Annotated in this window: 26 protein-coding genes and 1 pseudogene; 16 read left to right on the forward strand and 11 right to left on the reverse strand. The window is 63.9% G+C overall.

Annotation, left to right across the window (positions count from 1 at the left end; translation table 11 throughout):
* Nucleotides 1-388: 388 nt before the first annotated feature.
* Entirely contained in the window at nucleotides 389-1,192 is an 804-nt protein-coding gene (locus RFM68_RS22805) for a DUF1223 domain-containing protein (RefSeq protein ID WP_320235268.1), read from the reverse strand.
* A 184-nt stretch (nucleotides 1,193-1,376) separates the two neighbouring features.
* On the opposite strand from RFM68_RS22805, the pseudogene RFM68_RS22810 reads away from it, so the two are divergent.
* Nucleotides 1,377-2,053, forward strand: a pseudogene (locus RFM68_RS22810) (ceramidase domain-containing protein).
* A 155-nt stretch (nucleotides 2,054-2,208) separates the two neighbouring features.
* On the opposite strand, the gene acnA reads toward RFM68_RS22810, so the two are convergent.
* Nucleotides 2,209-4,899 carry an aconitate hydratase AcnA gene (acnA, locus tag RFM68_RS22815; RefSeq protein WP_320235269.1) on the reverse strand — a complete coding sequence of 897 codons (2,691 nt, stop codon included), beginning with the start codon at nucleotides 4,897-4,899 and terminating at the stop codon, nucleotides 2,209-2,211.
* 285 nt (nucleotides 4,900-5,184) lie between these two features.
* On the opposite strand from acnA, the gene ccmA reads away from it, so the two are divergent.
* The 5 genes from ccmA (at nucleotide 5,185) to RFM68_RS22840 (ending at nucleotide 7,869) form a co-directional block, all read left to right on the forward strand.
* Nucleotides 5,185-5,787, forward strand: coding sequence for a heme ABC exporter ATP-binding protein CcmA (ccmA, locus tag RFM68_RS22820; RefSeq protein WP_320235270.1), 603 nt, complete (start codon nucleotides 5,185-5,187; stop codon nucleotides 5,785-5,787).
* Nucleotides 5,788-5,995: 208 nt separating this feature from the next.
* A complete protein-coding gene (gene ccmB / locus RFM68_RS22825) occupies nucleotides 5,996-6,661 on the forward strand; it encodes a heme exporter protein CcmB (protein WP_320235271.1) in 666 nt (221 codons plus the stop codon).
* On the forward strand, nucleotides 6,661-7,044 hold the full coding sequence (locus RFM68_RS22830; RefSeq protein ID WP_320235272.1) for an Imm50 family immunity protein: 384 nt from the start codon (nucleotides 6,661-6,663) through the stop codon (nucleotides 7,042-7,044). The genes ccmB and RFM68_RS22830 overlap by 1 nt, the downstream gene beginning before the upstream one ends.
* An 82-nt stretch (nucleotides 7,045-7,126) precedes the next feature.
* Nucleotides 7,127-7,294 (forward strand): heme exporter protein CcmD, encoded by a 168-nt coding sequence (gene ccmD / locus RFM68_RS22835; RefSeq protein WP_320235273.1) that lies wholly within the window; start codon nucleotides 7,127-7,129, stop codon nucleotides 7,292-7,294.
* Entirely contained in the window at nucleotides 7,291-7,869 is a 579-nt protein-coding gene (locus RFM68_RS22840; RefSeq protein ID WP_320235274.1) for a DsbE family thiol:disulfide interchange protein, read from the forward strand. Before ccmD ends, RFM68_RS22840 begins: the two co-directional genes overlap by 4 nt.
* A gap of 88 nt (nucleotides 7,870-7,957) precedes the next feature.
* On the opposite strand, the gene RFM68_RS22845 is transcribed toward RFM68_RS22840, so the two are convergent.
* A complete protein-coding gene (locus tag RFM68_RS22845) occupies nucleotides 7,958-8,122 on the reverse strand; it encodes a hypothetical protein (RefSeq protein ID WP_320235275.1) in 165 nt (54 codons plus the stop codon).
* 292 nt (nucleotides 8,123-8,414) lie between these two features.
* Between RFM68_RS22845 and RFM68_RS22850 the strand changes: the two genes are divergently transcribed.
* Nucleotides 8,415-9,335 carry an SMP-30/gluconolactonase/LRE family protein gene (locus tag RFM68_RS22850; protein ID WP_320235276.1) on the forward strand — a complete coding sequence of 307 codons (921 nt, stop codon included), beginning with the start codon at nucleotides 8,415-8,417 and terminating at the stop codon, nucleotides 9,333-9,335.
* Between the two features lie 241 nt (nucleotides 9,336-9,576).
* Nucleotides 9,577-9,783: a tautomerase family protein gene (locus RFM68_RS22855; protein ID WP_149791579.1), complete on the forward strand. Its 207-nt coding sequence runs from the start codon at nucleotides 9,577-9,579 to the stop codon at nucleotides 9,781-9,783.
* Nucleotides 9,784-9,981: 198 nt separating this feature from the next.
* On the opposite strand, the gene RFM68_RS22860 is transcribed toward RFM68_RS22855, so the two are convergent.
* From RFM68_RS22860 to RFM68_RS22895, 8 genes are all read right to left on the reverse strand, one after another.
* Nucleotides 9,982-10,515, reverse strand: a complete 534-nt coding sequence (locus RFM68_RS22860; protein ID WP_320235277.1) for an NADPH-dependent FMN reductase — start codon at nucleotides 10,513-10,515, stop codon at nucleotides 9,982-9,984.
* Between the two features lie 55 nt (nucleotides 10,516-10,570).
* Nucleotides 10,571-11,191, reverse strand: coding sequence for a pyridoxamine 5'-phosphate oxidase family protein (locus RFM68_RS22865; RefSeq protein ID WP_320235278.1), 621 nt, complete (start codon nucleotides 11,189-11,191; stop codon nucleotides 10,571-10,573).
* A 117-nt stretch (nucleotides 11,192-11,308) separates the two neighbouring features.
* Entirely contained in the window at nucleotides 11,309-11,965 is a 657-nt protein-coding gene (locus RFM68_RS22870; protein WP_320235279.1) for a septation protein A, read from the reverse strand.
* 62 nt (nucleotides 11,966-12,027) lie between these two features.
* A complete protein-coding gene (gene ftsY, locus RFM68_RS22875) occupies nucleotides 12,028-13,857 on the reverse strand; it encodes a signal recognition particle-docking protein FtsY (protein ID WP_320235280.1) in 1,830 nt (609 codons plus the stop codon).
* A gap of 13 nt (nucleotides 13,858-13,870) precedes the next feature.
* A complete protein-coding gene (gene mtaB / locus RFM68_RS22880; RefSeq protein WP_320235281.1) occupies nucleotides 13,871-15,184 on the reverse strand; it encodes a tRNA (N(6)-L-threonylcarbamoyladenosine(37)-C(2))-methylthiotransferase MtaB in 1,314 nt (437 codons plus the stop codon).
* Nucleotides 15,184-16,068, reverse strand: coding sequence for a diaminopimelate epimerase (gene dapF / locus RFM68_RS22885; RefSeq protein ID WP_320235282.1), 885 nt, complete (start codon nucleotides 16,066-16,068; stop codon nucleotides 15,184-15,186). The genes mtaB and dapF overlap by 1 nt, the downstream gene beginning before the upstream one ends.
* A gap of 269 nt (nucleotides 16,069-16,337) precedes the next feature.
* A complete protein-coding gene (locus RFM68_RS22890) occupies nucleotides 16,338-16,499 on the reverse strand; it encodes a DUF1328 domain-containing protein (protein WP_320235283.1) in 162 nt (53 codons plus the stop codon).
* Nucleotides 16,500-16,561: 62 nt separating this feature from the next.
* Nucleotides 16,562-17,569: an MBL fold metallo-hydrolase gene (locus RFM68_RS22895; protein ID WP_320235284.1), complete on the reverse strand. Its 1,008-nt coding sequence runs from the start codon at nucleotides 17,567-17,569 to the stop codon at nucleotides 16,562-16,564.
* A 126-nt stretch (nucleotides 17,570-17,695) separates the two neighbouring features.
* On the opposite strand from RFM68_RS22895, the gene RFM68_RS22900 reads away from it, so the two are divergent.
* From RFM68_RS22900 to RFM68_RS22935, 8 genes are all read left to right on the forward strand, one after another.
* Nucleotides 17,696-18,133, forward strand: a complete 438-nt coding sequence (locus tag RFM68_RS22900; RefSeq protein ID WP_320235285.1) for a VOC family protein — start codon at nucleotides 17,696-17,698, stop codon at nucleotides 18,131-18,133.
* 210 nt (nucleotides 18,134-18,343) lie between these two features.
* Nucleotides 18,344-18,889: a protease inhibitor Inh/omp19 family protein gene (locus tag RFM68_RS22905; RefSeq protein ID WP_320235319.1), complete on the forward strand. Its 546-nt coding sequence runs from the start codon at nucleotides 18,344-18,346 to the stop codon at nucleotides 18,887-18,889.
* Nucleotides 18,890-18,961: 72 nt separating this feature from the next.
* A complete protein-coding gene (zapE, locus tag RFM68_RS22910; protein ID WP_320235286.1) occupies nucleotides 18,962-20,164 on the forward strand; it encodes a cell division protein ZapE in 1,203 nt (400 codons plus the stop codon).
* A gap of 331 nt (nucleotides 20,165-20,495) precedes the next feature.
* Nucleotides 20,496-21,464 (forward strand): malate dehydrogenase, encoded by a 969-nt coding sequence (gene mdh, locus RFM68_RS22915; protein WP_320235287.1) that lies wholly within the window; start codon nucleotides 20,496-20,498, stop codon nucleotides 21,462-21,464.
* A 41-nt stretch (nucleotides 21,465-21,505) separates the two neighbouring features.
* Entirely contained in the window at nucleotides 21,506-22,699 is a 1,194-nt protein-coding gene (sucC, locus tag RFM68_RS22920) for an ADP-forming succinate--CoA ligase subunit beta (RefSeq protein WP_320235288.1), read from the forward strand.
* A 4-nt stretch (nucleotides 22,700-22,703) separates the two neighbouring features.
* Nucleotides 22,704-23,075: a cupin domain-containing protein gene (locus RFM68_RS22925; RefSeq protein ID WP_320235289.1), complete on the forward strand. Its 372-nt coding sequence runs from the start codon at nucleotides 22,704-22,706 to the stop codon at nucleotides 23,073-23,075.
* 55 nt (nucleotides 23,076-23,130) lie between these two features.
* Complete coding sequence (locus RFM68_RS22930) at nucleotides 23,131-23,361, forward strand: hypothetical protein (protein ID WP_320235290.1); 231 nt, start codon at nucleotides 23,131-23,133, stop codon at nucleotides 23,359-23,361.
* A complete protein-coding gene (locus tag RFM68_RS22935; RefSeq protein ID WP_320235291.1) occupies nucleotides 23,351-23,770 on the forward strand; it encodes a PIN domain-containing protein in 420 nt (139 codons plus the stop codon). The genes RFM68_RS22930 and RFM68_RS22935 overlap by 11 nt, the downstream gene beginning before the upstream one ends.
* The last annotated feature ends 2 nt before the right edge of the window (nucleotides 23,771-23,772 follow it).

Here is a 23,772-nt window from a genome sequence, read left to right on the forward strand (position 1 = left end):
CATGCGCCGGGCAAGGTTCGCGCTTTCGCGGGTGAATTGCAAGGGCCGGCTAAGCACGTGTGCGGTCGCGGGGTTTTCCAAACGTCCAGTCACGTTTGCGAAACACATGTTGGAATTGGTGATACTCTGCCACATTCTTGCCACAAATAATCCGCGCTCATGCCCCAATGTCCGACGAATTTACCGGCGTTGCCTGAGACGGTTCGGTCCGGCACCGGCTCGTAAACCCCAAGCCCCCCGCCCACGGGTCAGCGTCGGATCGAACCAACCTCGGTTTTTCCTTGGAAAAATCAGGTGCGACGATCCCAAAACCTGAATGACCGGCGTCAGAAGCAAGCTGACGCCGGTTTTTTATTTTCCTTCTCCCCTTGAGAAGGGAAGGGAGCCGTTAAAGACGATCGGGCTTGCGGATGAAGGCGGCGCCGAGGATCGGCCCGGGCAAGCCGTCCTTGCCGACCGACTGCAACAGCACCGCGCAGCCGCCCTTCTTGGCAATCTCGGTCATCGGCAATTCGTAGCGCTGCGCCTTGCCGTGCCACATGCCGGCGGTCTGGATGTCGGAGACGGCGTTCCAATAGGTCAGGCTACGGCCGCTGTTCTCGCCCTGGCCGATCTTCACCATCTGCGGCGGATCGAAATAGACGATCACCACATGGGCATCGGCCGGACCGTTGCCGGCGTCGCCCGCGTCGATCACGACCCGGTCGCTGGTGCGGCTCACCTTGATGCCGACGCGCATGCCCTCGCCGGTCCTGTCCATCCGGGCCAGCGCGCCATCGACCTCCTTGCGGCTGGCGCCGTTGACGTGGCTGCGGCCATTGATGACGGCCTGCGGCGTGTAGACCGAGCGGCTGCCGAAGGCGCGCATATAATCATATTGCCGCTCGGTGTTCTCCTTGTTGCTCAGCGTATCCTGCCAGCCGAGATAGTCCCAGTAATTGACATGGTAGGCGAGCGCGATGATGTCGTCGTTGCCGGCAAGCTCGGCGAAGAATTCGTCGGCCGGCGGACAGGAACTGCAGCCCTGGCTGGTGAACAATTCGACCACGCCCAAAGGCTTTTCGCCCTGCGTCCTGTCAGCCTGCGGCTTGCCCGTCGCGGCCTTCTCAGGCTCGGCTGCCAGGGCCACGCCGCCCAACGCCGTCAGGGCCAGCGCTACTGCCGCAAGCCGCAATCGTCCTCGAAATGCCATGACTTTTCCAATTCCCGCCGGTGACGCCGGCCTTGTTCTGATTGCTAAAATATGTGGCAGAAGCGACAGTCAACGGGAAGTCACGTTGCGGTGAAATTTTGCTGTTGCAACCTCAGGTAAGGTCGCAATAGGAGAGGCCTTTGCATTTCACGGCGTGGTTCGATTCGGGAGCAGCATCCTCACCATGTGGCAAACTCTCCTGACCCCCGTCGATCTCTATTGCGAACGGACCGGACCTGGACTTTGGGCGGAGCCGGCTAATGCTTTGACCAACCTGGCCTTCATTGCCGCGGGACTGTGGGGTGTCTGGCAGGTGCGGCGCTACAAGACCGGCACCTTCGCCGAAGTGCTGGCCTGGTGGGTGGTGGCGATCGGCATCGGCTCGACACTGTCCACACCTTCGCCACTAAAGGCACGGTCTGGGCCGACATCCTTCCGATCGCGGGCTTCACGCTCGCCTACACGCTGTTCAACCTGCGCCGTTTCCTCGATATGCCAAGGGGCAAGGCGATCCTCGTCTTTGTCACCTTCTATGTCGTTGCCGGGTTGATCGCCTTTGCGGTGCCGGACTGGCTGCGCCAGGCTTCGAACGGCACCACCGGCTACCTGCCGCCTTTCCTGGCGCTCGCCTTCTTCGGCGCCTGGGCTGCGGCCAGCGGCAACCGGGCCGGCTGGTACAATCTGACCGGGTCGGCGATCTTCATCGTCTCGGTCATCTGCCGCATGATCGATCCGCTGGTCTGCGCCAGCTTCCCGCTCGGCACGCATTTCCTCTGGCACGTCTTCAACGGGCTGATGCTCGCCGTGCTGCTGGCGGCGACGGCAAAGTTTGGAGCGCCGAAGGTAGGCAGTAGGCAGTAGGCAGTAGGCAGTAGGCAGTAGGCAGTAGGCAGTAGGCAGTAGGCAGTAGGCAGTAGGCAGTAGGCAGTAGGCAGTAGGCAGTAGGCAGTAGGTGTTCCTTTCCCTACTGCCTACTGCCTACTGCCTATTGCCTAAGCCCTATTTCCTGGCTGCTGCTAAGCAGCCAAATCCCGCAGCACGTACTGCAAAATGCCGCCGTTCTTGAAGTAGTCGAGCTCGTCCAGCGTATCGATGCGGCAGATTATCGGGACGTTCTTGACCGTGCCGTCGCCGTAAGTGACCTTGGCGGTCATCTTCTGGCGCGGCTTGATGGTGCTGAGGCCGTCGATCTCGACCAGCTCGTCGCCCTTCAGATTGAGGGAGGCCCATGAGGTGCCGTCCTCGAAGACGAAGGGGATGACGCCCATGCCGACCAGGTTCGAGCGATGGATACGCTCGAAGGACTGGGCGATGACGGCGCGCACACCAAGCAGGTTCGTGCCCTTGGCCGCCCAGTCGCGCGAGGAGCCGTTGCCGTATTCGACGCCGGCGAAGACGACCAGCGGCACGCCTTCCTGCTTGTATTCCATGGCGGCGTCGTAGATCGACATCTCCTCCTTCGAGGGATAGTGGATCGTGTAGCCGCCCTCGCGGCCGTTCTCGCCCAGCATGTGGTTGCGGATGCGGATGTTGGCGAATGTGCCGCGCATCATCACCTCATGGTTGCCGCGGCGCGTGCCGTACTGGTTGAAGTCGGCGACGCCGACACCATTCTCGGTCAGATACTTGCCGGCCGGCGAGGCCGCCTTGATCGAACCCGCCGGCGAGATGTGGTCGGTGGTGATCTTGTCGCCGAACAAGCCAAGCACGCGCGCGCCCTTGATGTCGCCGACCTTGCCGAAGGAGCGGCCCATGCCGGCGAAATAGGGCGGGTTCTGCACATAGGTCGAGTGATCGTCCCAGGCATAGGTCTGGCCTTCCGGCGCCTTGACCTTCTGCCAATATACGTCGCCCTTGAAGACGTCGGCATATTTGCGCGCGAACAGCTCGCGGGTGACGTTCTTCTCGATGAACTGCTGGATCTCGGCCGCGCTCGGCCAGATATCCTTGAGATAGACCGGCCTGCCGTCGCTGCCTTCGCCGAGCGGCTCGGTCGTCAGGTCCCTGGTCACCGTGCCGGCCAGCGCATGCGCCACCACCAGCGGCGGCGAGGCGAGGTAGTTCGCCTGCACGTCGGGCGAGACGCGGCCTTCGAAATTGCGGTTGCCGGAGAGCACCGCGGCAGCGATCAGGCCCTTGTCATTGATGGTCTTGGAGATCGGCGCCGGCAGCGGGCCGGAATTGCCGATGCAGGTGGTGCAGCCGAAGCCGACCAGGTTGAAGCCGATCTGGTCGAGTTCCTTCTGCAAGCCGGATTTTTCCAGATATTCGGCGACCACCTGGCTGCCGGGCGCCAGCGAGGTTTTCACCCAGGGCTTCTGCTTCAACCCGACGCGGTTGGCGTTGCGGGCGAGCAGGCCGGCACCGATCAGCACGCTCGGGTTCGAGGTGTTGGTGCACGACGTGATGGCGGCGATGACGACATCGCCATGGCCGAGATCGTAGCCGGCGCCTTCGACCGCATAGCGCTTCGAAATCTCGGCGGCCTTCTTGTATTCGGTCTCCATCGCCTTGGCGAAGCCGGCGGGAATGCCTTCCAGCGCGACGCGGCCTTCGGGGCGCTTGGGGCCGGCCATCGACGGCACGACGTCGCCGAGGTCGAGCTCAAGCAGGTCGGTGAAGACCGGGTCGGCCGAGCCGGCGTCGCGCCACATGCCCTGGGCCTTCGAATAGGCCTCGACCAGCGCGATGCGATTTTCCTCGCGGCCGGACATCGTCAGATAGCGGATGGTCTCGCCGTCGACCGGGAAGAAGCCGCAGGTCGCGCCATATTCGGGCGCCATGTTGCCGATGGTGGCGCGGTCGGCCAGCGTCATGTTGGAGAGGCCGGGACCGAAGAACTCGACGAACTTGCCGACGACGCCCTTCTTGCGCAGCATCTGGGTGACGGTGAGCACGAGGTCGGTGGCCGTGACGCCTTCCTTCAGCCTGCCGGTCAGGCGGAAGCCGATGACCTCGGGCAAAAGCATGGACACCGGCTGGCCAAGCATCGCGGCCTCGGCCTCGATGCCGCCGACGCCCCAGCCGAGCACGCCGAGGCCGTTGATCATGGTGGTGTGCGAATCGGTGCCGACGCAGGTGTCGGGGTAGGCGGTCGTTTCGCCTTCCTCTGCGTTCGTCCACACTACCTGTCCCAGATATTCGAGGTTGACCTGGTGGCAGATGCCGGTGCCGGGCGGCACGACGCGGAAATTGCGGAAGGCCTGCTGGCCCCATTTCAGGAACTTGTAGCGCTCTTCGTTGCGCTCATATTCGAGCTCGACATTGCGGGCGAAGGCCATCGGCGTGCCGAACTCGTCGACGATCACGGAGTGGTCGATGACGAGGTCTACCGGCACCAGCGGATTGATCTTTTCCGGGTCACCGCCGAGCGCCTTGATGCCGTCGCGCATGGCGGCAAGGTCGACGACCGCCGGAACGCCGGTGAAATCCTGCATCAGCACGCGGGCGGGGCGATAGGCGATCTCGACGCCGGCGGTGCCCTTGTCGGTCAGCCAGGCGGCGACCGCCTGGATCGATTGCCTGGTGACCGAGCGGCCATCCTCGTTGCGCAGCAAGTTCTCCAGCAGCACTTTCATCGAATAGGGCAGCTGGGCGATGCCGGTGAGGCCATTCTTCTCAGCCTCAACGAGATCGAAATAAACATAATCGGCGCCACCCGCGGTCAGGGTGCGGCGGCAATTGAAACTGTCGAGGGATTTGGTCACGGCGATCCGTCCTTGTCTGTTCAGCCTGAAAGGGAACGGACGCCGTTGGCATGCAATCACGCGCAAAGGTGTGCGGGTACGGCCATTTCCGCTGTCCGCTCCCAAGCAACCCGAGCCGTTCAAGGCGGCGCGTGCGCTGGTTCGGCGCTAATCCTGTTCCCGCGCCGACCGCTGGCACGGATGAACCGCATATAGAGAATTTCCTGGAATAGTTCTAGACAGTCGAAAGACGAATTTGCGTGAGCGGGCGACAGCCGCGAAACGGTGCTTCGGGACGGGCAAAGAATGCGGCTGATCGCCGAAAATCTGGGCGGCGAGCGCGGCGGCGAGACGGTTTTTTCCAACATCGGCTTCGCGCTCGACAAGGGCGGGGCGCTCATCGTCACCGGGCCGAACGGCGCGGGTAAGTCGACGCTGCTGAGAGTCGTCGCCGGGCTGCTGCCGGCCGCCGGGGGCAAGGTGCTCGTCGAAGGCGGCGGCGAGGCGTTTCCCACGGTCGCTTCGGCCGCGCACTATCTCGGCCATCTCAACGCGATGAAGCCGGCGCTGAGCGTGGAGGAGAATCTGGGATTCTGGCGGGCTTTCCAGGGCGATCCCGCGCTTGGAGTCGAGGATGCGCTGGAGACCGTCGGGCTGGGCGGGATCGGGCACCTGCCCTTCGGCTATCTCTCGACAGGGCAAAGACGACGTGCCTCGATCGCGAAGCTGCTGGTCAGCCGGCGGCCGATCTGGCTGCTCGACGAGCCGACAGCGGGGCTGGACAAGGCATCGGAGGAACGGTTCGCGGGACTGATGCGCGGGCATCTGCGCGATGGCGGGATTGTGGTGGCGGCAACGCACCTGCCGCTGGGGTTGGACGGGGCGAAGGCATTGAGGATGGGTGACTGATGTTGGCGCGAGGCACCCCCCTCTGTCCTGCCGGACATCTCCCCCGCAAGGGGGGAGATTGGCAGCTTGGCCGCCGGCGATCTGCTTTCAGCGTTGAAAATTGGCGAAGGGCGACGCGACATCCGATCTCCCCCCTTGCGGGGGAGATGGCCGGCAGGCCAGAGGGGGGTGTGAAGGAACGCGCACTTCAACAAGGGGCCGCCTCATAATGTGGTCCCTCTTCCTGCGCGATATCCGCCTCTCCATCCGTGCCGGCGGCGGGGCGTTGATCGGCGTGATCTTCTTCCTCGCCGTCATCGTCACCATTCCGTTCGGCGTCGGACCCGATCTCAAGCTTCTATCGCGCATCGGCCCGGCGATCCTGTGGATCGCCGCCCTGCTCGCCTGCCTGCTCGGTCTGGACCGGCTGTTCCAGGCCGACCGCGAGGACGGCTCGCTTGACCTGCTGGTGCTCAACGGCGACAGCCACATGCTGGCGCTGACGGTGCTGACCAAATGCCTGGCGCATTGGACGGGCAGCGTGCTGCCGCTGGTGATCGCCGCACCCTTGCTCGGCCTGTTCATGAACATGGAGCCGCTGGGGATCGGCGCCACGGCGCTGACGCTGCTGGTCGGCACGCCGGCCATCACCTTCATCGGCGCCGCCGGCGCCGCGGTCGCGGTGGCGCTGCCGCGCGGCGGGCTGCTGATCTCGGTGCTGGTGCTGCCGCTCACCATTCCGGTGCTGATCTTCGGTGTCTCGGCCAGCTACGGCGCGGTTGCCGATCCGGCGCCGTTCCTGCAGCCCTTCCTCATTCTTGCCGCGCTGACGCTGTTTCTTGCCGTGCTTGGCCCGTTGGCGGCGGCGCTGGCGCTGCGGCATGGAACGGATTGATGTGGCCGCTGCGGATCGAAAACCCGATCTTTCTCCAGACTATTTACGGTCATTATCCGGACTTGTCTTCCGTTGAGATCACTTCGGCCACGATGGACCGAGAGGGTCCAAGCATGCATTTGTCCTTTATTTCGACCGTGCTTCCCTATCGTCCCCCCGCCAAATGGCGCGAGTTCAACGCAGTGTCCTTTACTCTGGAATTCATAGCGGTCGAGACGATCAGCCTTCGCAAATTCCGGAGTCACGGCTTGAGCGCTATCAGGATGTGGGACGAGGACGGCAAGATACTGCTTACCTGCGAGGGAGCGGTCCGGCTGTCGCTGAATTGCCAGTGGATGCGCATCATCGGCATAACCGGCATCCTGCAGTCAGGCTCGCTATGACCGCAAATCCGCCGCAGATGTCGTTCATTGCGGCCAACGACCGGCACGACTATGAAATCCGTCGAAAGTCGTGGATCGAGAAATGAGCGCGCACGCCCTGTTCGTCACCGCCGCCTATGCCATCACGGCCATCGTGCTCGCCGGGCTGATCGGCTGGATCCTGCTCGATCAGCGGGCGCGCAAGCGCGAGCTCGCGGCGCTGGAAGCGGCCGGCGTGCGGCGGCGCTCTGACAAGGCGGTCAAATCATGAGCACCGGAAGCGAAGCGCCGGCGCCGCGCCGCCGCCTGTTCGTGCTTCTGCCGCTGCTGGTGTTCCTGGGACTGGCGGGGCTGTTCCTGTCGCAGCTGCTGTCAGGCCGGGATGTCTCGGAAATCCCCTCGGCGCTGATCGGCCTGCCGGCGCCGCGGACCAACCTGCCGCCGCTCGAGGGCGCGAACCTGCCGGGGCTGGATTCCAAAAGCTTTGCCGGCAAGGTGACGCTGGTCAATGTGTTCGCGTCGTGGTGCGCGCCGTGCCGGGAAGAGCATCCGGTGCTGCTCGGCCTGTCGCAGGACAAGCGCTTCACGCTCGCGGCGCTGAACTACAAGGACCAGCCGGAAAACGCCCGCCGCTTCCTCGGCGATCTCGGCAATCCGTATCAGGCGATCGGCGTCGACCCGGCCGGCCGCGCGGCGATCGACTGGGGCGTCTATGGCGTGCCGGAGACCTTCGTCATCGGCAAGGACGGCAAGATTGCCTACAAGCATGTCGGGCCGCTGACCGCGGGGTCGGCGCGGGACCTGTTGTTGCCGCAGATTGAGAAAGCGCTGGCGGCGCCTGGTTGAGGCAACACGTTTGGGGCTTCGCTCCGCTTCGCGTCGCTACGCCCAAGGATGACGAACGTGACAGGCCGCGCCCGGCCGCCAGCCTGCCTCAGCCGTAGATCTGCTTGTGGACCTGGTAGAGCATCTCGGAACGGTCGGCGCGCAGATCGGCGAGATCGCGGCTGGACAGGTTCTCGATTTCGGCGACGAGGCGGTTGTAGTGGCGGCGCTTGGCCATGCTGGCGCGGGCGCGGGTAACGAGGTTGTCGAACATGGTGACAGGGCTCCTTCTGTGCCGCATTCACGCGGCCGGTTGTTCCTCCCTGACGATTGCAAAGATGACATAGGAATGGTGCGTTGCAAAATAAAGATGTTGCAATGCACCATTGCAACCAGCGCATAGCCGGTTAATTCCGGGCTAACGCGCCATGCGTCCGATGGGCGGCAGAATTGGCTGCTTCACGCATTTCTCATCTGTCTTGTCATACAAATTGCTGGCTCGCCGTCTTGCCAGAACGATTGCGGACTGGCTTGATCCACCGTCACGTGATGCCGGGAGGATATGCATGGCGGCCGAAGACTATTACGAAATTCTCGATCCGCGCTTCGCGCGCCTGTTCAACGGCAATGCGCAGGTGGAAAAGCTGTTCACCGGATGCCGGTGGGCGGAAGGGCCGGCCTGGTTCGCCGCCGGCCGCTATGTCGTCTGGTCCGATATCCCCAACAACCGCATGATGCGCTTTGACGAGACCGACGGCAACGTCAGCGTGTTCCGCCAGCCATCCGGCAATTCCAACGGCAACACGGTCGACCGGCAGGGCCGGCTGGTGACCTGCGAGCATTCCGGCCGCCGCGTCAGCCGCACCGAGCATGACGGCTCGGTCATCACCATCGCCGACAAATGGAAAGGCAAGCGGCTGAACTCGCCCAACGATGCGGTGGTGCGCTCCGACGGCTCGATCTGGTTTACCGATCCCAGCTACGGCATCGATACCGACTATGAGGGCGACAAGGCCGAAAGCGAGATCGGCGCCTGCAATGTCTATCGCGTCGATCCGGATACAGGCGATATCGAGGCCGTCATCACCGACATGGTGCGGCCGAACGGGCTGGCCTTCTCGCTCGACGAAAGCCTGATTTATGTCGTCGACACCGGCCGCACGCATGGCGAAAGGAATCCGGCGCATATGCGGGTCTTCAACGTCGGCAAGCACGGCAAGAAGATTTCGGGCGGCAAGGTGTTCGCCGACTGCACCGCCGGGCTGTTCGACGGATTCCGGCTCGATTCGGACGGGCGCATCTGGAGCAGCGCCGCCGACGGCATCCATTGCTACGATCCGGACGGCACGCTGATCGGCAAGGTGAAAGTGCCGGAAGTGACGGCAAACTGCGTGTTCGGCGGCAACAAGCTGAATTGTCTCTACATAGCCGGCACTACCTCGCTCTACATGGTGCGGCTGATGGTGAACGGAGCCAAGACCTATTGAGGCTGAGACCGTTTGGAAATTCTACTCTGGCGGCCATCTGCCGCGTTTTCTGCGCTTCCGGCCTTCGCCGGCCGAAGCACTCATGCGTGGTCGCGCGGTTGCGGCTACGGTCGGCGTAGGCCGGTGCTCACGGACCTAATGTCCGCTCCGCTCCAGTTCTCGAAACCACCACCATATGGCTCGCCAGAGTAGAATTTCGAAACAATCTCTCGACCGGTCGCGCAATTGAAGGGAGGACATCATGCCATTCGTCAACATCCGCATCGTCAAGGAAGTGATCGCCGCCGATCCGGCCGGCAAGAAGGCTGACATCGCCAGGAAGGTGACCTCGGCCATCATGGAGGCCACCGGGCTCGGCAATGACGATGTCTGGGTGGTGTTCGAAGAGGTCAACGCCCGCGACTGGTATGTCGGCAAGACCGATGTCGAGACGCGGCGGAAGGGGTAGCTCCTCCCTTCTCCCTTTGTGGGAGAAGGTGGATCGGCGCGATAGCGCCGAGACGGATGAGGGGTGTTGGCCGGAGTGCTACGTTGGCCATCGTTGGTATTGCCTCACCATTGGACAGGCGCTCTCGCCAAGCTGGAACACCCCTCATCCGGCCGCTTCGCGGCCACCTTCTCCCACAGGGGGAGAAGGCAAAGCCGCTCATCTCCTGCGCATAAAATCCGCGAAACCCTGCACCGCTTCGCGCATCGCCTGCCGGTTCGTCGGCTCGGCCAGGATCATCTCCACCTCGGCCGGCTTCTTGCCGAGAAGCGCAATCTCCAGCGTTGCCTCTTCGTACATCGCGAACGACATCGTGCGCATGATCTCGGCAAGCGCGGCGCGGGCATAGAGCGAGCGCGGCGAGGCGTGGACCAGCATCGCAGGCTTGCCGACTGCGGCGTCGCGCGACACCAGCCAGTCGAGCGCGTTCTTCATGCCGCCCGGCACGCCGTGGGCATATTCCGGGCATGAGACGATGACACCGTCCGCGAGGGTGACGGCGTCTATCAGCTTTACGGCTTCGGGCGGCGTGCGCTCGCCCTCGTCATCCGGGTTGAAGATCGGCAGCCGGCCAAGACCGTCGTAAACCTCGACGCGGCAGTCCGCGGGCGCGTTGGCGCGCAATGCCGCAAGCAGGGCCGAGTTGGTCGATGCGGCGCGCAGGCTGCCCGATATGGCGATGATGTCGAGCACGGTGAGGAAAGGCCGTTTCGGACGAATCGTGTCCGGCCAAGCCTACCACATGGGCCTACCACATGGTCTGCCGGTAATCGTCGTCCAGCTCGCGGTCGATCTCGCCGGCGCTTTCAGCCAGCGCCAACTGGTCGCGGATGATCTGGCCGAGCGTCGGCAGCGTCGCGCGGTCGTACCAGGTTTCCGGCTTCCAGAGGTCGGAGCGCATGAAGGCCTTGGCGCAGTGTATGTAGGCGGCCTTCACCGTCACCACGATCACGCTTTGCGGCTCCTTGCCGTCGACGGCCAGCCGCTCGCGCAGGGCCACATCGACGGTGATGCGGGCGTCGCCATTGACGCGCAGCGTCTCGTTCATGCCGGGGATGAGGAAGAGCAGCCCGACCGATGGATTGCGGATGATGTTTTCCAGCGTGTCCAGCCGGTTGTTGCCTGGACGGTCGGGGATGGCGACGGTGTTGTTGTCGAGGAGGGCGGTGAAGCCGGGCTTGTCGCCCTTGGGCGTGACGTCGGCATTGCCGGCGCCATCGGAGGAGCCGATCAGCACGAAGGGGCTCTTGCCGATGAAGGAACGGCAATGGCCGTCGAGTGTTTTGAGTTCCTTGCGGATCGAGCCATCCGTCGGCCGGGGCGTCTTGTAGACTTTTCGCAGCGCCTCGTGCGTCGTCAGGAATTCCATGCCGTCCCCCTGTTAGAGCGTTTCACCGTTTTTCCCGGAAACGGCGAACCACTCTATCTCTTTGTTTTTACGCAATTCCGGACGGAAAAACCGGCGGCCACTTTTCCTGGAATTGCTTTAATTCCCCGCTTTCTCTTCCTTGGGCTTTTCCTCGAGCGAGTGGCGCATGATCAGCGGCATCTGGCTGAAGGTGAACAGCAAGGTGATCGGGATCGTGCCCCAGACCTTGAAATAAAGCCAGGTCGCCTCGGAAAAGTTGCGCCACACGACCTCATTGAGCACGGCCAGGAAGAGGAAGAACAGCCCCCAGCGGAACGTCAGCTTGCGCCAGCCCTCGGCATCGAGCTGGAAGGCGGAATCGAAGACGTAGCCGAGCAGCGACCGGCCGAAGGCGAGCCCGCCGAGCAGCGTGACGCCGAACAGCGCGTTGATGATCGTCGGCTTCATGAAGGCGAAGGTCTTATCCTGCAAATAGAGGGCGAGCGCGCCGAAGACGAAGACGACGATCGCCGAGACCAGCGGCATCAGCGGCAGGCTGCGCGTCAGCAGCCAGGAGGCGCTCAGCGAAAGCGCCGTCGCAACCATGAAGAAGGCGGTGGCGATCAGGATCGGTTCGCCGAGATGGCTGAGCACCGGGAATTTTTCGGCCAGCCACTCGCCGCGAATCGTGGTGAAGAAAAACACCAGGCCCGGTCCGAGCTCGAGCAGGAACTTCAAGCCGGGATTCATCGGCTTGCGGCGTGGATCGGACGGGTCGCGTTCGAGGATATTCATAAAAGTCCTTATTGCGCATGATCTGGCCAAAAAGCAGGCCATTTCAAAAGATCGCGCTTTATTCAAGCCACGCCGGCGATCGCCCGGGCGAATTCGCTGGCGGAAAACGGTTCGAGGTCGTCGACCTGCTCGCCGACGCCGATGAAATAGACCGGCAGCCGGTGCTTGGCGGCGATCGCCACCAGAATACCGCCGCGCGCGGTGCCGTCCAGCTTGGTCATCACCAGGCCGTTGACGCCGGCGACGTTGCGGAAGATCTCGACCTGGTTCAGCGCATTCTGGCCGGTGGTGGCGTCGACCGTCTGCAGCACGGTGTGCGGCGCTTCCGGATCGAGCTTGCCCAGCACGCGCACGATCTTTTCCAGCTCCGCCATCAGCTCGGTCTTGTTCTGCAGCCGCCCGGCGGTGTCGATGATCAAGACGTCGGAGCCTGCTTCTTTTGCCCGTTCGAAGGCATCGTAGGCCAACCCGGCGGCGTCGGCGCCGAGTTTCGAGGCGACGACGGGCGATTTGGTGCGCTCGCCCCATATCTTGAGCTGTTCGATGGCGGCGGCGCGAAACGTGTCGCCAGCGGCCAGCATCACCTTGAGGCCGCCATCGGTGAGCTTTGCGGCGAGCTTGCCGATAGTTGTGGTCTTGCCCGTGCCGTTGACGCCGACGACCAGGATGACATGCGGCTTGTGGCTGAGATCGAGCTCGAGCGGTTTGGCGACCGGGCTCAGCACTTTCTCCACCTCCGCCGCCATGACGGCGCGGACCTCGGAGTCGGAGACGTCGCGGCCGTAGCGGCTGGAGGCAAGCGAATCGGTAACGCGCAGCGCCGTCTCCACGCCGAGATCGGCGCGGATCAGCACGTCCTCCAGGTCCTGCAACGTGTCGTCGTCCAATTTGCGCTTGGTGAAGACGCCGGCAATGTTGCCGGTGAGCTCGCGCGATGAGCGGGCGAGCCCGTCGCGCATGCGCTGGAACCAGGAAAGCCGGGGCGCCGGCTCCGGCGCCTTTACCGGCTCGGCCTTCTGCTCGACCTTTTTGGCGACCGTCACCTTGCCGGTGGAGGGTGCGGGCTTTGGCGGTGACGGCACAGCCTCCGGTTCCGGTGCGATCTCGGCATGGATCGGCTGCGGCTCGACGGGCGCGGGCTGCCGAATAGGAGGCGCGATTTCCGCGCCAGCTTCGGCGGATGGTTCTTGATCTTCCGGAAGCTGGCGCTGCCCCTCACCCTTACCCTCTCCCCGTGAAGGACGGGGAGAGGGGGGCGCGGGCGTAGGAGCTTCATCCTTCTCCCCGTCTCTATACGGGGAGAAGGTGCCGGCAGGCGGATGAGGGGCAGCGCTGACTTCGGAGGCTGGCTCTGAGGCTGGCTCTATAGAAGGCACCTCGGCTGGCGGCACTTCGACCGGTGCCGGCTCAGGCCGCGGTTCCGGGCGCGAAGGCTCAATGTCCGGTTGCGCCGGCGCGGGTGCGGGCACTTCCTGCGGAGCAGGTTCGGGTGCCGGTGTCGGCGCGGGCGCAGGCTCGGGTTGCGGCGGCACTTCCTCGGGCGCCGGCGGCTCCGGCTTCTCAGGCGCCGGCTGCGGGTCTTCTTCCGGCTCGGATGGAACGACCGGCTCAGGTGCGGGCGGGACGACGGGTTCCGGCGCCGGCGGAATATCCGGGGCAGGTTCGGGCTTCGGCTCTTCGGGGGCAGGCTGAGTTCCGGGCTCGGCCTCTGCAGGCGGAGGAACCGGCGTGGCTTCCACAGTAGGCGGCGACTCCGCAGCCTGATCGGCTTCCGACTTCAGCGCGTCCAGCGCATCCCATTTGATAGGCGGCAGCGGGGCGGTCTCGTCGACGCGCTCCTCGACGACCTCCTTCTTGCCGAACGAAAATATCTTCTTGAAGAAACCAGCCATGCGTCTCGCAGTCTCAGGCGGCTTGCGCGGCAAGCGGGGCCGCAATCAGTCGGGCGCCGTCATGGCCGGTGATTATGGCGTCGACGATCTCCCCGGGCGCGCCGGTGTCGATCGCGGCCAGCGTGAAACCTTCGGTACGGCCGAGCCCGTCGCGCTCGATCAGGATCGACTGCCGCGTGCCGGGGAGCGACGACAAATGACGACGATAGGCGGCCTCGCCGACGGCGCGCAGCCCCGCGGCGCGCGCCTTCACCACCTCGCGGCGGACCTGCGGCATGCGCGCGGCGGGCGTGCCTTCGCGTGGCGAAAACGGAAAGACGTGGAGATGCGTCAGGCCGCATTCGGCGACAATTTTCTGCGAATTCTCGAACATCGCCCCGGTCTCCGTCGGGAAGCCGGCGATGATGTCGGCGCCGAAGACGATTCCGGGGCGCAGCTTGCGCACATCCTCGCAGAAGCGGATCGACTGGTCTCTGCTGTGCCTTCGCTTCATACGCTTCAGGATCATGTCGTCGCCCGATTGCAGCGACAGATGCAGATGCGGCATCAGCCTTGGCTCGGTGGCGATCGTGTCGAGCAAATCATCGTCGGCCTCGATCGAATCGATCGAGGACAGTCGCAGCCGCTTCACGTCGGGCACCTGGCGCAGGATCGTCTTCACCAGCTTGCCGAGTTTTGGCGCGCCCGGCAGGTCGGCGCCGAAGCTGGTCATGTCGACGCCGGTCAGCACGATCTCGGCGTAGCCATTGCCGGCCAGACGCTTGACCTGCTCGACCACCGCGCCCATCGGCACCGAGCGGGAATTGCCACGGCCATAGGGAATGATGCAGAAGGTGCAGCGGTGATCGCAGCCATTCTGCACCTGGACGAAGGCGCGCGCCCGGCCTTCGATGGCGTCGACCATGTGGCTTGCCGTCTCGCGCACCGAGAAAATGTCGTTGACGCGCGCCTTCTCGGTGTCGTTGACGCCAAAATCGGGTAGCGCGCGGTAGGAGTTGGCCTTGAGCTTCTCCTCATTGCCGAGCACGAGATCGACCTCGTCCATGGCGGCGAAATTCCGCGGCTCGGTCTGCGCCGCGCAGCCGGTGACGATGATGCGCGCCTCAGGGTTCTCGCGGCGTGCCTTGCGGATCGCCTGCCTGGCCTGGCGCACCGCTTCGGCGGTGACGGCGCAGGTGTTGAAGATGACGGCGCCGCCCGCGAGCCCACCGAGGCCGGCGCTTTCGGCCTCGCGGCGCATCACTTCCGATTCATAGGTGTTGAGGCGGCAGCCGAAGGTGATGACGTCGATACCCTTTGGGACCGCGCCTTTTTCAACGGCGGACATCAGGCGGCGCTTTCGGTGTCGCGGGCCCACGCACCGGTCGAGGGATCGAAGCTGCCGGAAAACTCCCATTCGGCCGCCCCGGTCAGGATGACGTGGTCGTCGTCGCGCCACTCGACATGCAGCTTGCCGCCGCCCGGCGTCATCAGCGAAACGCTGCGGCCGGTGCGCCTGGTGCGGGCAGCCGCAACCACCGCGGCGCAGGCAGCCGAGCCGCAGGCCTTGGTGAGACCCGCACCGCGCTCCCAGGTGCGGATCACCATGGTCTCAGGCGACGTCACCTGCACGATGGTGATGTTGGCGCGCTCGGGGAAGATCGGATGGTTCTCGAGCAGCGGCCCGAAACGGTCGAGCTCATAGGACCAGACGTCTTTGTCGACCCAGAAGATCGCATGCGGGTTGCCCATCGACACCGCCGACGGCGAATGCAGCACCGGCGCGTCGATCGGGCCGATCTGCAGCTCGATCATGCGGGTATCGCGGAACTCCTCCGCCAGCGGGATGTCCTGCCAGCCGAAGCGCGGCTTGCCCATGTCGACCGAAATCGAGCCGTCGGCATGTTCCTCAGCGTTGAGGATGCCGGCGCGGGTCTCGAAGGTGAAGGTCTTCTGGCCGGTCTCGGCGGCCAAAGCCTGCACGACACAGCGCATGCCGTTGCCGCAAGCCTGCGCACCGGAGCCATCGGAATTCAGGATGTCGATGTAATAGGCGGTGCCGGGCGTCCGCGCATCATGGATCGCCATGATCTGGTCGAACCTGGTCGCGGCATCGCCGTTGAGCGCGATCGCGGCGGCCGCCGTCACCTTGTCGGCACGGCCACGCATATCGGCAACGATGATCTCGTTGCCGATGCCGTTCATCTTGGCGAAGGGGGCGGTGCCTGCCATCTAACCGGTCATTCCAATTCCGTTGGCCAATTCCGTTTGGCGCTATATGGCGGAAACGGGTAGGAATTACCAGTCCGGCGGACGCTTGGCGACGACCAAGAGGTCGCGCCTGCGATGGCGAAGACGCCGCGGCCGCGACGACCAGAGATCGCGCTCGCGACGACCAAGAGGTCGCGCTCGCGACGACCAAGAGGTCGCGCTCGCGACGACCAAGAGGTCGCGCTCGCGACGACCAAGAGGTCGCGCTCGCGACGACCAAGAGGTCGCGCTTAAGTTACCGCGAAGACGCCGAGCAAGAGCAACAGGAAGAGGATCAGCACGATGCCGATCAGGACGCGCGCGCCCAACGCGGCTGCACCGGCCAGGGCCGGCATGCCGAGCAGGCTCGCAGCGGCGGCAATGATGAGAAGGATGATGATCCACCTGATCATGGAAAACTCCGAGCGAAATTGCGTCGGGAAACCAACGCGTTTCAACGGTTTGGGTTCCTTTGTCAGATGGCCGGCACGTCCCAGACCTCGCCGGGACGCATGGCGCGGAATCGCTCATGTGCAACCCCTTCCGCCAATAACGCCTCGGCCAGCTTTTGCGCCGGCTCGTCGACCGGCTCGTCGGTGAGATGGAAGGTGCCCCAGTGGCAGCCGGCGGCGAACGTGGCGTTGCACAGCTTCATGCCCTGCACGGCTTCTTCCGGGTTCTGGTGCTGGGGCGCCATGAACCAGCGCGGCTCGTAGGCGCCGATCGGCAGGATGGCGAGGCGAAAGCCGCCATACTTCTCGGCCATCAGCCGGTAGTTGATACCGCCGTGAAAGCCGGTATCGCCGGCGAAATAGATTTTGCCGCCCGCAGTCTCGATGACGAAGCCCGCCCACAGCGCCATGCGGCGGTCACGCCCGCCACGCGCCGACCAGTGATGCGCCGGCTCGACATGGATGGCGGCCGCGCCGAAATCGACCCTGTCGCCCCAATCATGCGCGCTGAGCCGCATGCCGGGCACCGCGCGGCCGATGATGGCATCGTTGCCGAGCGTCGTGATGATCCGAGCGTCGTGCTTCTCCTTCAACCGCTTCAGCGTGGCAAGGTCGAGATGGTCGTAGTGATTGTGGCTGATGAGGACGAGATCGATCGGCGGCAAGTCGGCAAAGGCAATCCCCGGCGCATTGACCCTTCTCGGACCGGCGAGGGCAAAGGGCGAGGCGCGTTCCGACCAGACCGGATCGGTCAAGATGTTCAGGCCTGCGGTCTGGATGAGCAGCGAGGCATGGCCGACCATGGTAAGCCTGAGCGCGCCGCCGTCCACCCGATCGTCCGGCTTCGCTGGCGGGTGAGGGCTCGGAAAGGCGGCCGGCCATTTCGCCCGTCCGCCGCTGAATTGCCATCTGAGGAGATCGATGAAGCGCCCGGGCGGCTTGCCGCCGGGATTGAAGAACAAGGTGCCGTCGAAATGATCGCTGGGCGGGCCGCTGTAGTAGCGATTGGCGGTTCTTGTTCTCGCGGCCATTCTTCTCCCGCCCGTTTGTCTCGCTTCCTGAGATAAGGGCGCGCCTGCCTGGCGCAAGCATTTTATTTGCGAATGCCAATGGGCGGAATCCGGTTCGTTTAGGATCGGGTAAGGGAGACGATCGCCATGGCGATGAAGCGAACCAGGACACCGTGGATGAAGGCCGAGGATTTCGGCCGCTCGCTGCCGCGCGGGCTGGGTGTCAACCTGCTGGTCACCGACATGGCGGCGATGGAGGCTTTTTGCCGCGACGTGCTTGGCGCCCGGATCATCTATGCCGACGAGGATTTCGCGGCGATCGAGCTTTTGGGTTCGGTTTTCATGCTGCATGCCGACCATTCCTATCTCGACAACCCGATGACCGGCGTCACAGCAGGCGCTGAGACCCGCGGGGCCGGCATCGAACTGCGCCTTTACGGCGCCGATCCCGATGCGATCGAGAAAAAGGCGGGAGCGCTCGGTCACATCGTGCTGGCAGGCTCGATCGACAAGCCGCATGGCTTGCGCGAATGCTACATCGTTGGCCCGGACGGCTATGTATTCGTGCCGAGCGCCCGGATATAATATCGATCTTTCAACGGTTTAGGCGGTTGCCGTCGCGACTCTCCGGCGCTGGTCCCTGGCTGCGATAAATTTGCAACAGCAACGCCGAAAACCCTATTTTAACCATATCAGGTTGAAATTCTGCCACCTTCGCCATCTTGGTGGAGTGGAGATTACGCGGATGGGCTCCCCCCCCGGCCGGATCCGACGGAGGTTTGGATGAATTTTTCGATGACCCGCCCCTTTTCAAGGAGTGGCCTTGTGGCCGTATCGCTGGCCGCGCTGGTTGCGAGCGGCTGCTCGACCTCGCGCTTCTCGTCGATGGACGACCAGCAGCCGGCGCCGCTGACGCCGGCGCCTACCGGCAAGGTGACGCAGAATCAGCTGCCGCCGCCGGCATCGCCCGGCACCACCGATCCGTCGCAATTCCCGACCGCGCCGAAGAACACCCAGGTCGCTTCGCTGCCGCCGGACGGCGCGGCGCCCGCCGGCGCCACCGATCTCACCGCGGCCAGCGTCGCCGGCGTGTGGAACGTCAATGTCTCCGGGCAGAGCTGCAAGGTGGCGACGCCGCAGACCAAGTTCGGCGCCGGCTATCGCGCCGGACCGCTGCACTGCCCGCAGCCGATAGACGGCATCAAGTCGTGGAACGTCGCCGGCAAGCAGTTGACGCTTTACGACGAGAACGGCGGCACGCTGGCCAGGCTCTATTCCTCGGGCGGCGAAAAGTTCGACGGCCAGACTTCCAGCGGGCAGCCGATCTCGCTTACAAGATAAGGTGAAACCGCCTTATTGTTTTCCCTGCAATTCCGGGCGGAAAACCGGAATTGCTTCAGCCTGACGTGACCCATGCACCTGCGCGACGGCCTCCAGACCCATGCGACCGTCAGGCAGCGCTACGATCATCTCGTCCAGAGCGGCGCGGTCGAGCGCGACCCGGCGCAGGAGCGTATCGTCGCGGCGCTCGACCGGTTGATCGACGAAATCTCGGCCAAAAGGCTGGCGCATAAATCGAGCGCGCTCGGCTGGCTGTTCGCGGCCAAGCGGCAGCCGCGCGAGTCGGTCAAAGGCCTTTACATCCATGGCGGCGTCGGTCGCGGCAAGACCATGCTGATGGACATGTTCTTCGAGCTGTTGCCGGTTCGGCGCAAACGCCGCGTGCATTTCAACGACTTCATGGCCGATGTGCAGGACCGCATCCAGAAGCACCGGCAGGCGCGCAAGAACGGCGATGTCAAGGAAGACGACCCGATCCCGCCGGTGGCCCGTGCGCTGGCTGACGAAGCCTGGGTGCTGTGCTTCGACGAGTTCTCGGTCACCGACATCGCCGACGCGATGATCCTGTCGCGCCTGTTCTCGGCGCTGTTTGCCGGCGGCGTGGTGCTGGTTGCCACCTCCAACGTGGCGCCGGAAAACCTCTATCGCGACGGGTTGAACCGCCAGCTTTTCCTGCCGTTCATCGCGCTGCTCGAGCGCAATGCCGGGGTGATGACGCTGGATGCCGAGAAGGACTACCGGCAGGACAAGCTCAACCGGCAGCCGATCTATGTCACGCCGGACAATGCTGCGGCCGATCACGCGCTGGACGAAGCCTGGACGGCGATGACGCGTGGCCAGCCGGCCGGCGAGGTGACGTTGACGCTGAAAGGCCGCCAGCTCGTCGTGCCGCGCGCCGCCGGCGATGCGGCGCGCTTTTCCTTTGCCGACCTCTGCGAAAAGCCGCTCGGCGCGCGAGACTATCTGGCGATCGCCGCTCGCTTCTCGACCGTCTTCATCGACCATGTGCCGGTGCTGGGCGAAGGCAAGCGCAACGAGGCCAAGCGCTTCATCCTTTTGATCGACACGCTCTATGACCACCGCATGCGGCTGGTGATAAGCGCCGCGGCGCCGCCCGAAGGGCTCTACACCGCCAAGCGCGGCACGGAAGTGTTCGAATTCGAGCGCACCGCCTCGCGCCTGGTCGAGATGCAGAGCCGAGACTGGCTGGACGACTGGGCGGAACGCCGGCAGGTCGAGACATCAGCCTCGGGGGCGAGGCAGGCCCAGGCGTAGCTACAGCCAGCCATCGCACTCAAAATCGTAAGCAGCGTCCCGCCAGCGTCGGACAGCGCCCCGTCTAAATCACAAGGGCGTCATCGCCGGGATGAAGCCTTCTGATTTCGACGTTCATTGTGTAAATTCTCCCCAGTCGGCTCACGAACTTTGACGTTTACGTAACTCAAAAACCATCTAACCGATTGAAAACACTAGCTCCAAAATAATCGTTTGAATTTCAGTACGGCCAGCGCTATTGGGGATGGCGAAATCTCGCGGTTTCTCGCATCCTTTCGGCCTCCCCGGCCCCGTCACGACCTCGTCACAGACAAAGGGAAAACATCCTCACATGGCACGCAACAAGATAGCGCTCATCGGCTCGGGCATGATCGGCGGCACGCTCGCCCATATGATCGGCCTCAAGGATCTCGGCGACGTGGTGCTGTTCGATATCGCCGAGGGCATTCCGCAGGGTAAGGGCCTCGACATCGCGCAGTCATCGCCGGTCGACGGCTTCGATTCCCGGCTGACCGGCGTCAACGACTATGCCGGCATCGAGGGCGCGGATGTGTGCATCGTGACCGCAGGCGTGCCGCGCAAGCCGGGCATGAGCCGCGACGATCTTCTCGGCATCAACCTCAAGGTCATGGAACAGGTCGGCGCCGGCTTGAAGAAATATGCGCCGAAGGCTTTCGTGATCTGCATCACCAACCCGCTCGATGCGATGGTGTGGGCGCTGCAGAAGTTCTCGGGCCTGCCGAGCAGCCATGTCGTCGGCATGGCCGGCGTTCTGGACTCCTCGCGTTTCCGCTACTTCCTGGCCGAGGAGTTCAAGGTCTCGGTCGAGGACGTCACTGCCTTCGTGCTCGGCGGCCATGGCGATTCCATGGTGCCGATGATCCGCTATTCGACGGTGGCCGGCATCCCGCTGCCCGACCTCGTCAAGATGGGCTGGACCTCGAAGGAGAAGCTCGACCAGATCGTGCAGCGCACCCGCGACGGCGGCGCCGAGATCGTCGGCCTCTTGAAGACCGGCTCGGCCTATTACGCGCCGGCGGCGTCGGCGATCGCCATGGCCGAATCCTACCTCAAGGACAAGAAGCGCGTGCTGCCCTGCGCCGCGCACCTCTCCGGCCAATATGGCGTGAAGAACACCTATGTTGGCGTTCCGGTGGTGATCGGCGCCGGCGGCGTCGAGCGCGTCATCGAGATCGACCTCTCCAAGGCCGAGCAGAAGATGTTCGACTCCTCCGTCGCGGCCGTTCAGGGCCTGACCGAGGCCTGCACCAAGATCGCCCCGCACCTCGCCGGCAAGTAATCTCGCCGGCAAGTAATCGTCCCTCCCCGGAGACCTAGCGCATGAACATCCATGAGTATCAGGCCAAGGCGCTGCTGAAGACTTTCGGCGCGCCGGTCGCGGACGGCGTTCCGGTGTTCAAGGCAAGCGAGGCGGAAGCCGCCGCCAAGGCGTTGCCCGGCCCGCTCTATGTCGTGAAGAGCCAGATCCATGCCGGCGGCCGCGGCAAGGGCAAGTTCAAGGAGCTCGGCCCCGACGCCAAGGGCGGCGTGCGGCTGGCGAAGTCGGCGGCCGAAGTGGTCGCCAACACCAACGAAATGCTCGGCCACACGCTGGTCACCAAGCAGACCGGGCCTGCCGGCAAACAGGTCAACCGCCTCTATATCGAGGATGGCGCCGACATCGAGCGCGAGCTCTATCTGTCGATCCTCGTCGACCGCTCGGTCGGCCGTATCGCTTTCGTCGTCTCGACCGAGGGCGGCATGGACATCGAGACGGTCGCGCATGACACGCCGGAAAAGATCGTCACCGTCGCCATCGATCCGGAAAAGGGCGTGACGGCCGATGACGTGAAGAAGCTCAACGCCGCGCTGAAGCTCGACGGCGACGCGGCGAAGGACGGCGGCACGTTGTTCCCGGTCCTCTACAAGGCCTTTGCCGAGAAGGACATGAGCCTGCTCGAGGTCAACCCGCTGATCGTCATGAAGGACGGCCATCTGCGTGTGCTCGACGCGAAAGTGTCGTTCGACAACAACGCGCTGTTCCGCCACCCGGACGTGATGGAATTGCGCGATACCAGCGAAGAGGACGAGAAGGAGATCGAGGCGTCGAAATACGACCTCGCCTATGTCGCGCTCGACGGCAATATCGGCTGCATGGTCAACGGCGCCGGCCTTGCCATGGCGACGATGGATATCATCAAGCTCTATGGCGCCGAGCCGGCTAATTTCCTCGACGTCGGCGGCGGCGCCTCCAAGGAAAAGGTCACGGCGGCGTTCAAGATCATCACCAAGGACCCGGCCGTCAAAGGCATCCTGATCAATATCTTCGGCGGCATCATGAAGTGCGACATCATCGCCGAGGGCGTGATCGCCGCGGTCAAGGAGGTCGGCCTGGAGGTGCCGCTGGTGGTGCGTCTTGAAGGCACCAACGCCGAGCTCGGCAAGAAGATCATCAACGACAGCGGCCTGAATGTCGTCTCGGCCGACGATCTCGACGACGCGGCCAAGAAGATCGTGGCGGCGGTGAAGGGCTGAGCGGATGCCTCCGCGCAAGATAAACCTGGTCGAGGCAGCAGATGCCAGGATTTCCAAGGTCTTCGATCCGCATGTCGCCGGCGACGTCAATGACAGCCAGGCCAAGGTCGCCAAGTTCGGCGAGGTCTTCGACTGGCACGCGCATGACAATGAGGACGAGGCGTTCCTGGTGTTGCGCGGCAGGATCGCCATCGATTTCCGCGACGGTCCGGTCGAGCTCGGTGAGGGCGATTTCATCGTCGTGCCGCGCGGCGTCGAGCACCGGCCGCGTTCGCTGACTGTCGAGCCGGTGGTGCTGATGTTCGAGCCGGCAACGACCTTGAACACCGGCAATGCCACGAGCGACCTCACTGTCACCGATCTGAAGCGGCTATAACTTGCGATACTAACACAGTTACACATATACTGTGTGAAATTGCAGGAGAATGTACATGAAGAATATCACGCTGGCAGTTGAGGAAGAGATTCTGGAGCAGGTCAAACTGACGGCCGCCGAACAGCGGACGACGGTCAACGGTATGGTGCGGGAGTTTTTTGCGGAGGTGGCGGCGAAACGCCAGGCCAAGGACGAGGCGCGGCAAGCGTTGCTGCGGCTGGCCCGCGAAGCGGCAGGAGACATGGGCGGCAAGAAATGGAACCGGGAAGCTCTCTATGATCGCTGAGTGCTTCCTTGACACGAACGTCCTCGTCTATGCCGCCATCGGATACAAATCCGAGCGCGCGAAATATAAGCGTGCCGTGGAGTTGATAGAGAAGGAAGACTACTCCACCTCCGCGCAGGTGCTGCAGGAGTTTTATGTGAACGTGACCAAACGGGCGGACGTCGTGCTGGCGCCGGCGAAAGCGGCCGAGTGGGTCGCGGCGATCTCCATGAAGCCTTGCCAGGATTTGGACAGCGCGGTCGTCATGCGCGGCATCGAGAATGCGCAACGGTATCAGATTTCGTATTGGGATGGCGCAATCATTGCCGCCGCCGAGCGCCTCGGCGTCAAAAAACTGTACACTGAAGATCTCAACCACGGGCAGACCTACGGCTCGGTGACCGCCGTCAACCCTTTCCGGACGCACTGATC

It is taken from the genome of Mesorhizobium montanum (assembly GCF_033977145.1).
Classification (GTDB): Bacteria; Pseudomonadota; Alphaproteobacteria; order Rhizobiales; family Rhizobiaceae; genus Mesorhizobium; species Mesorhizobium montanum.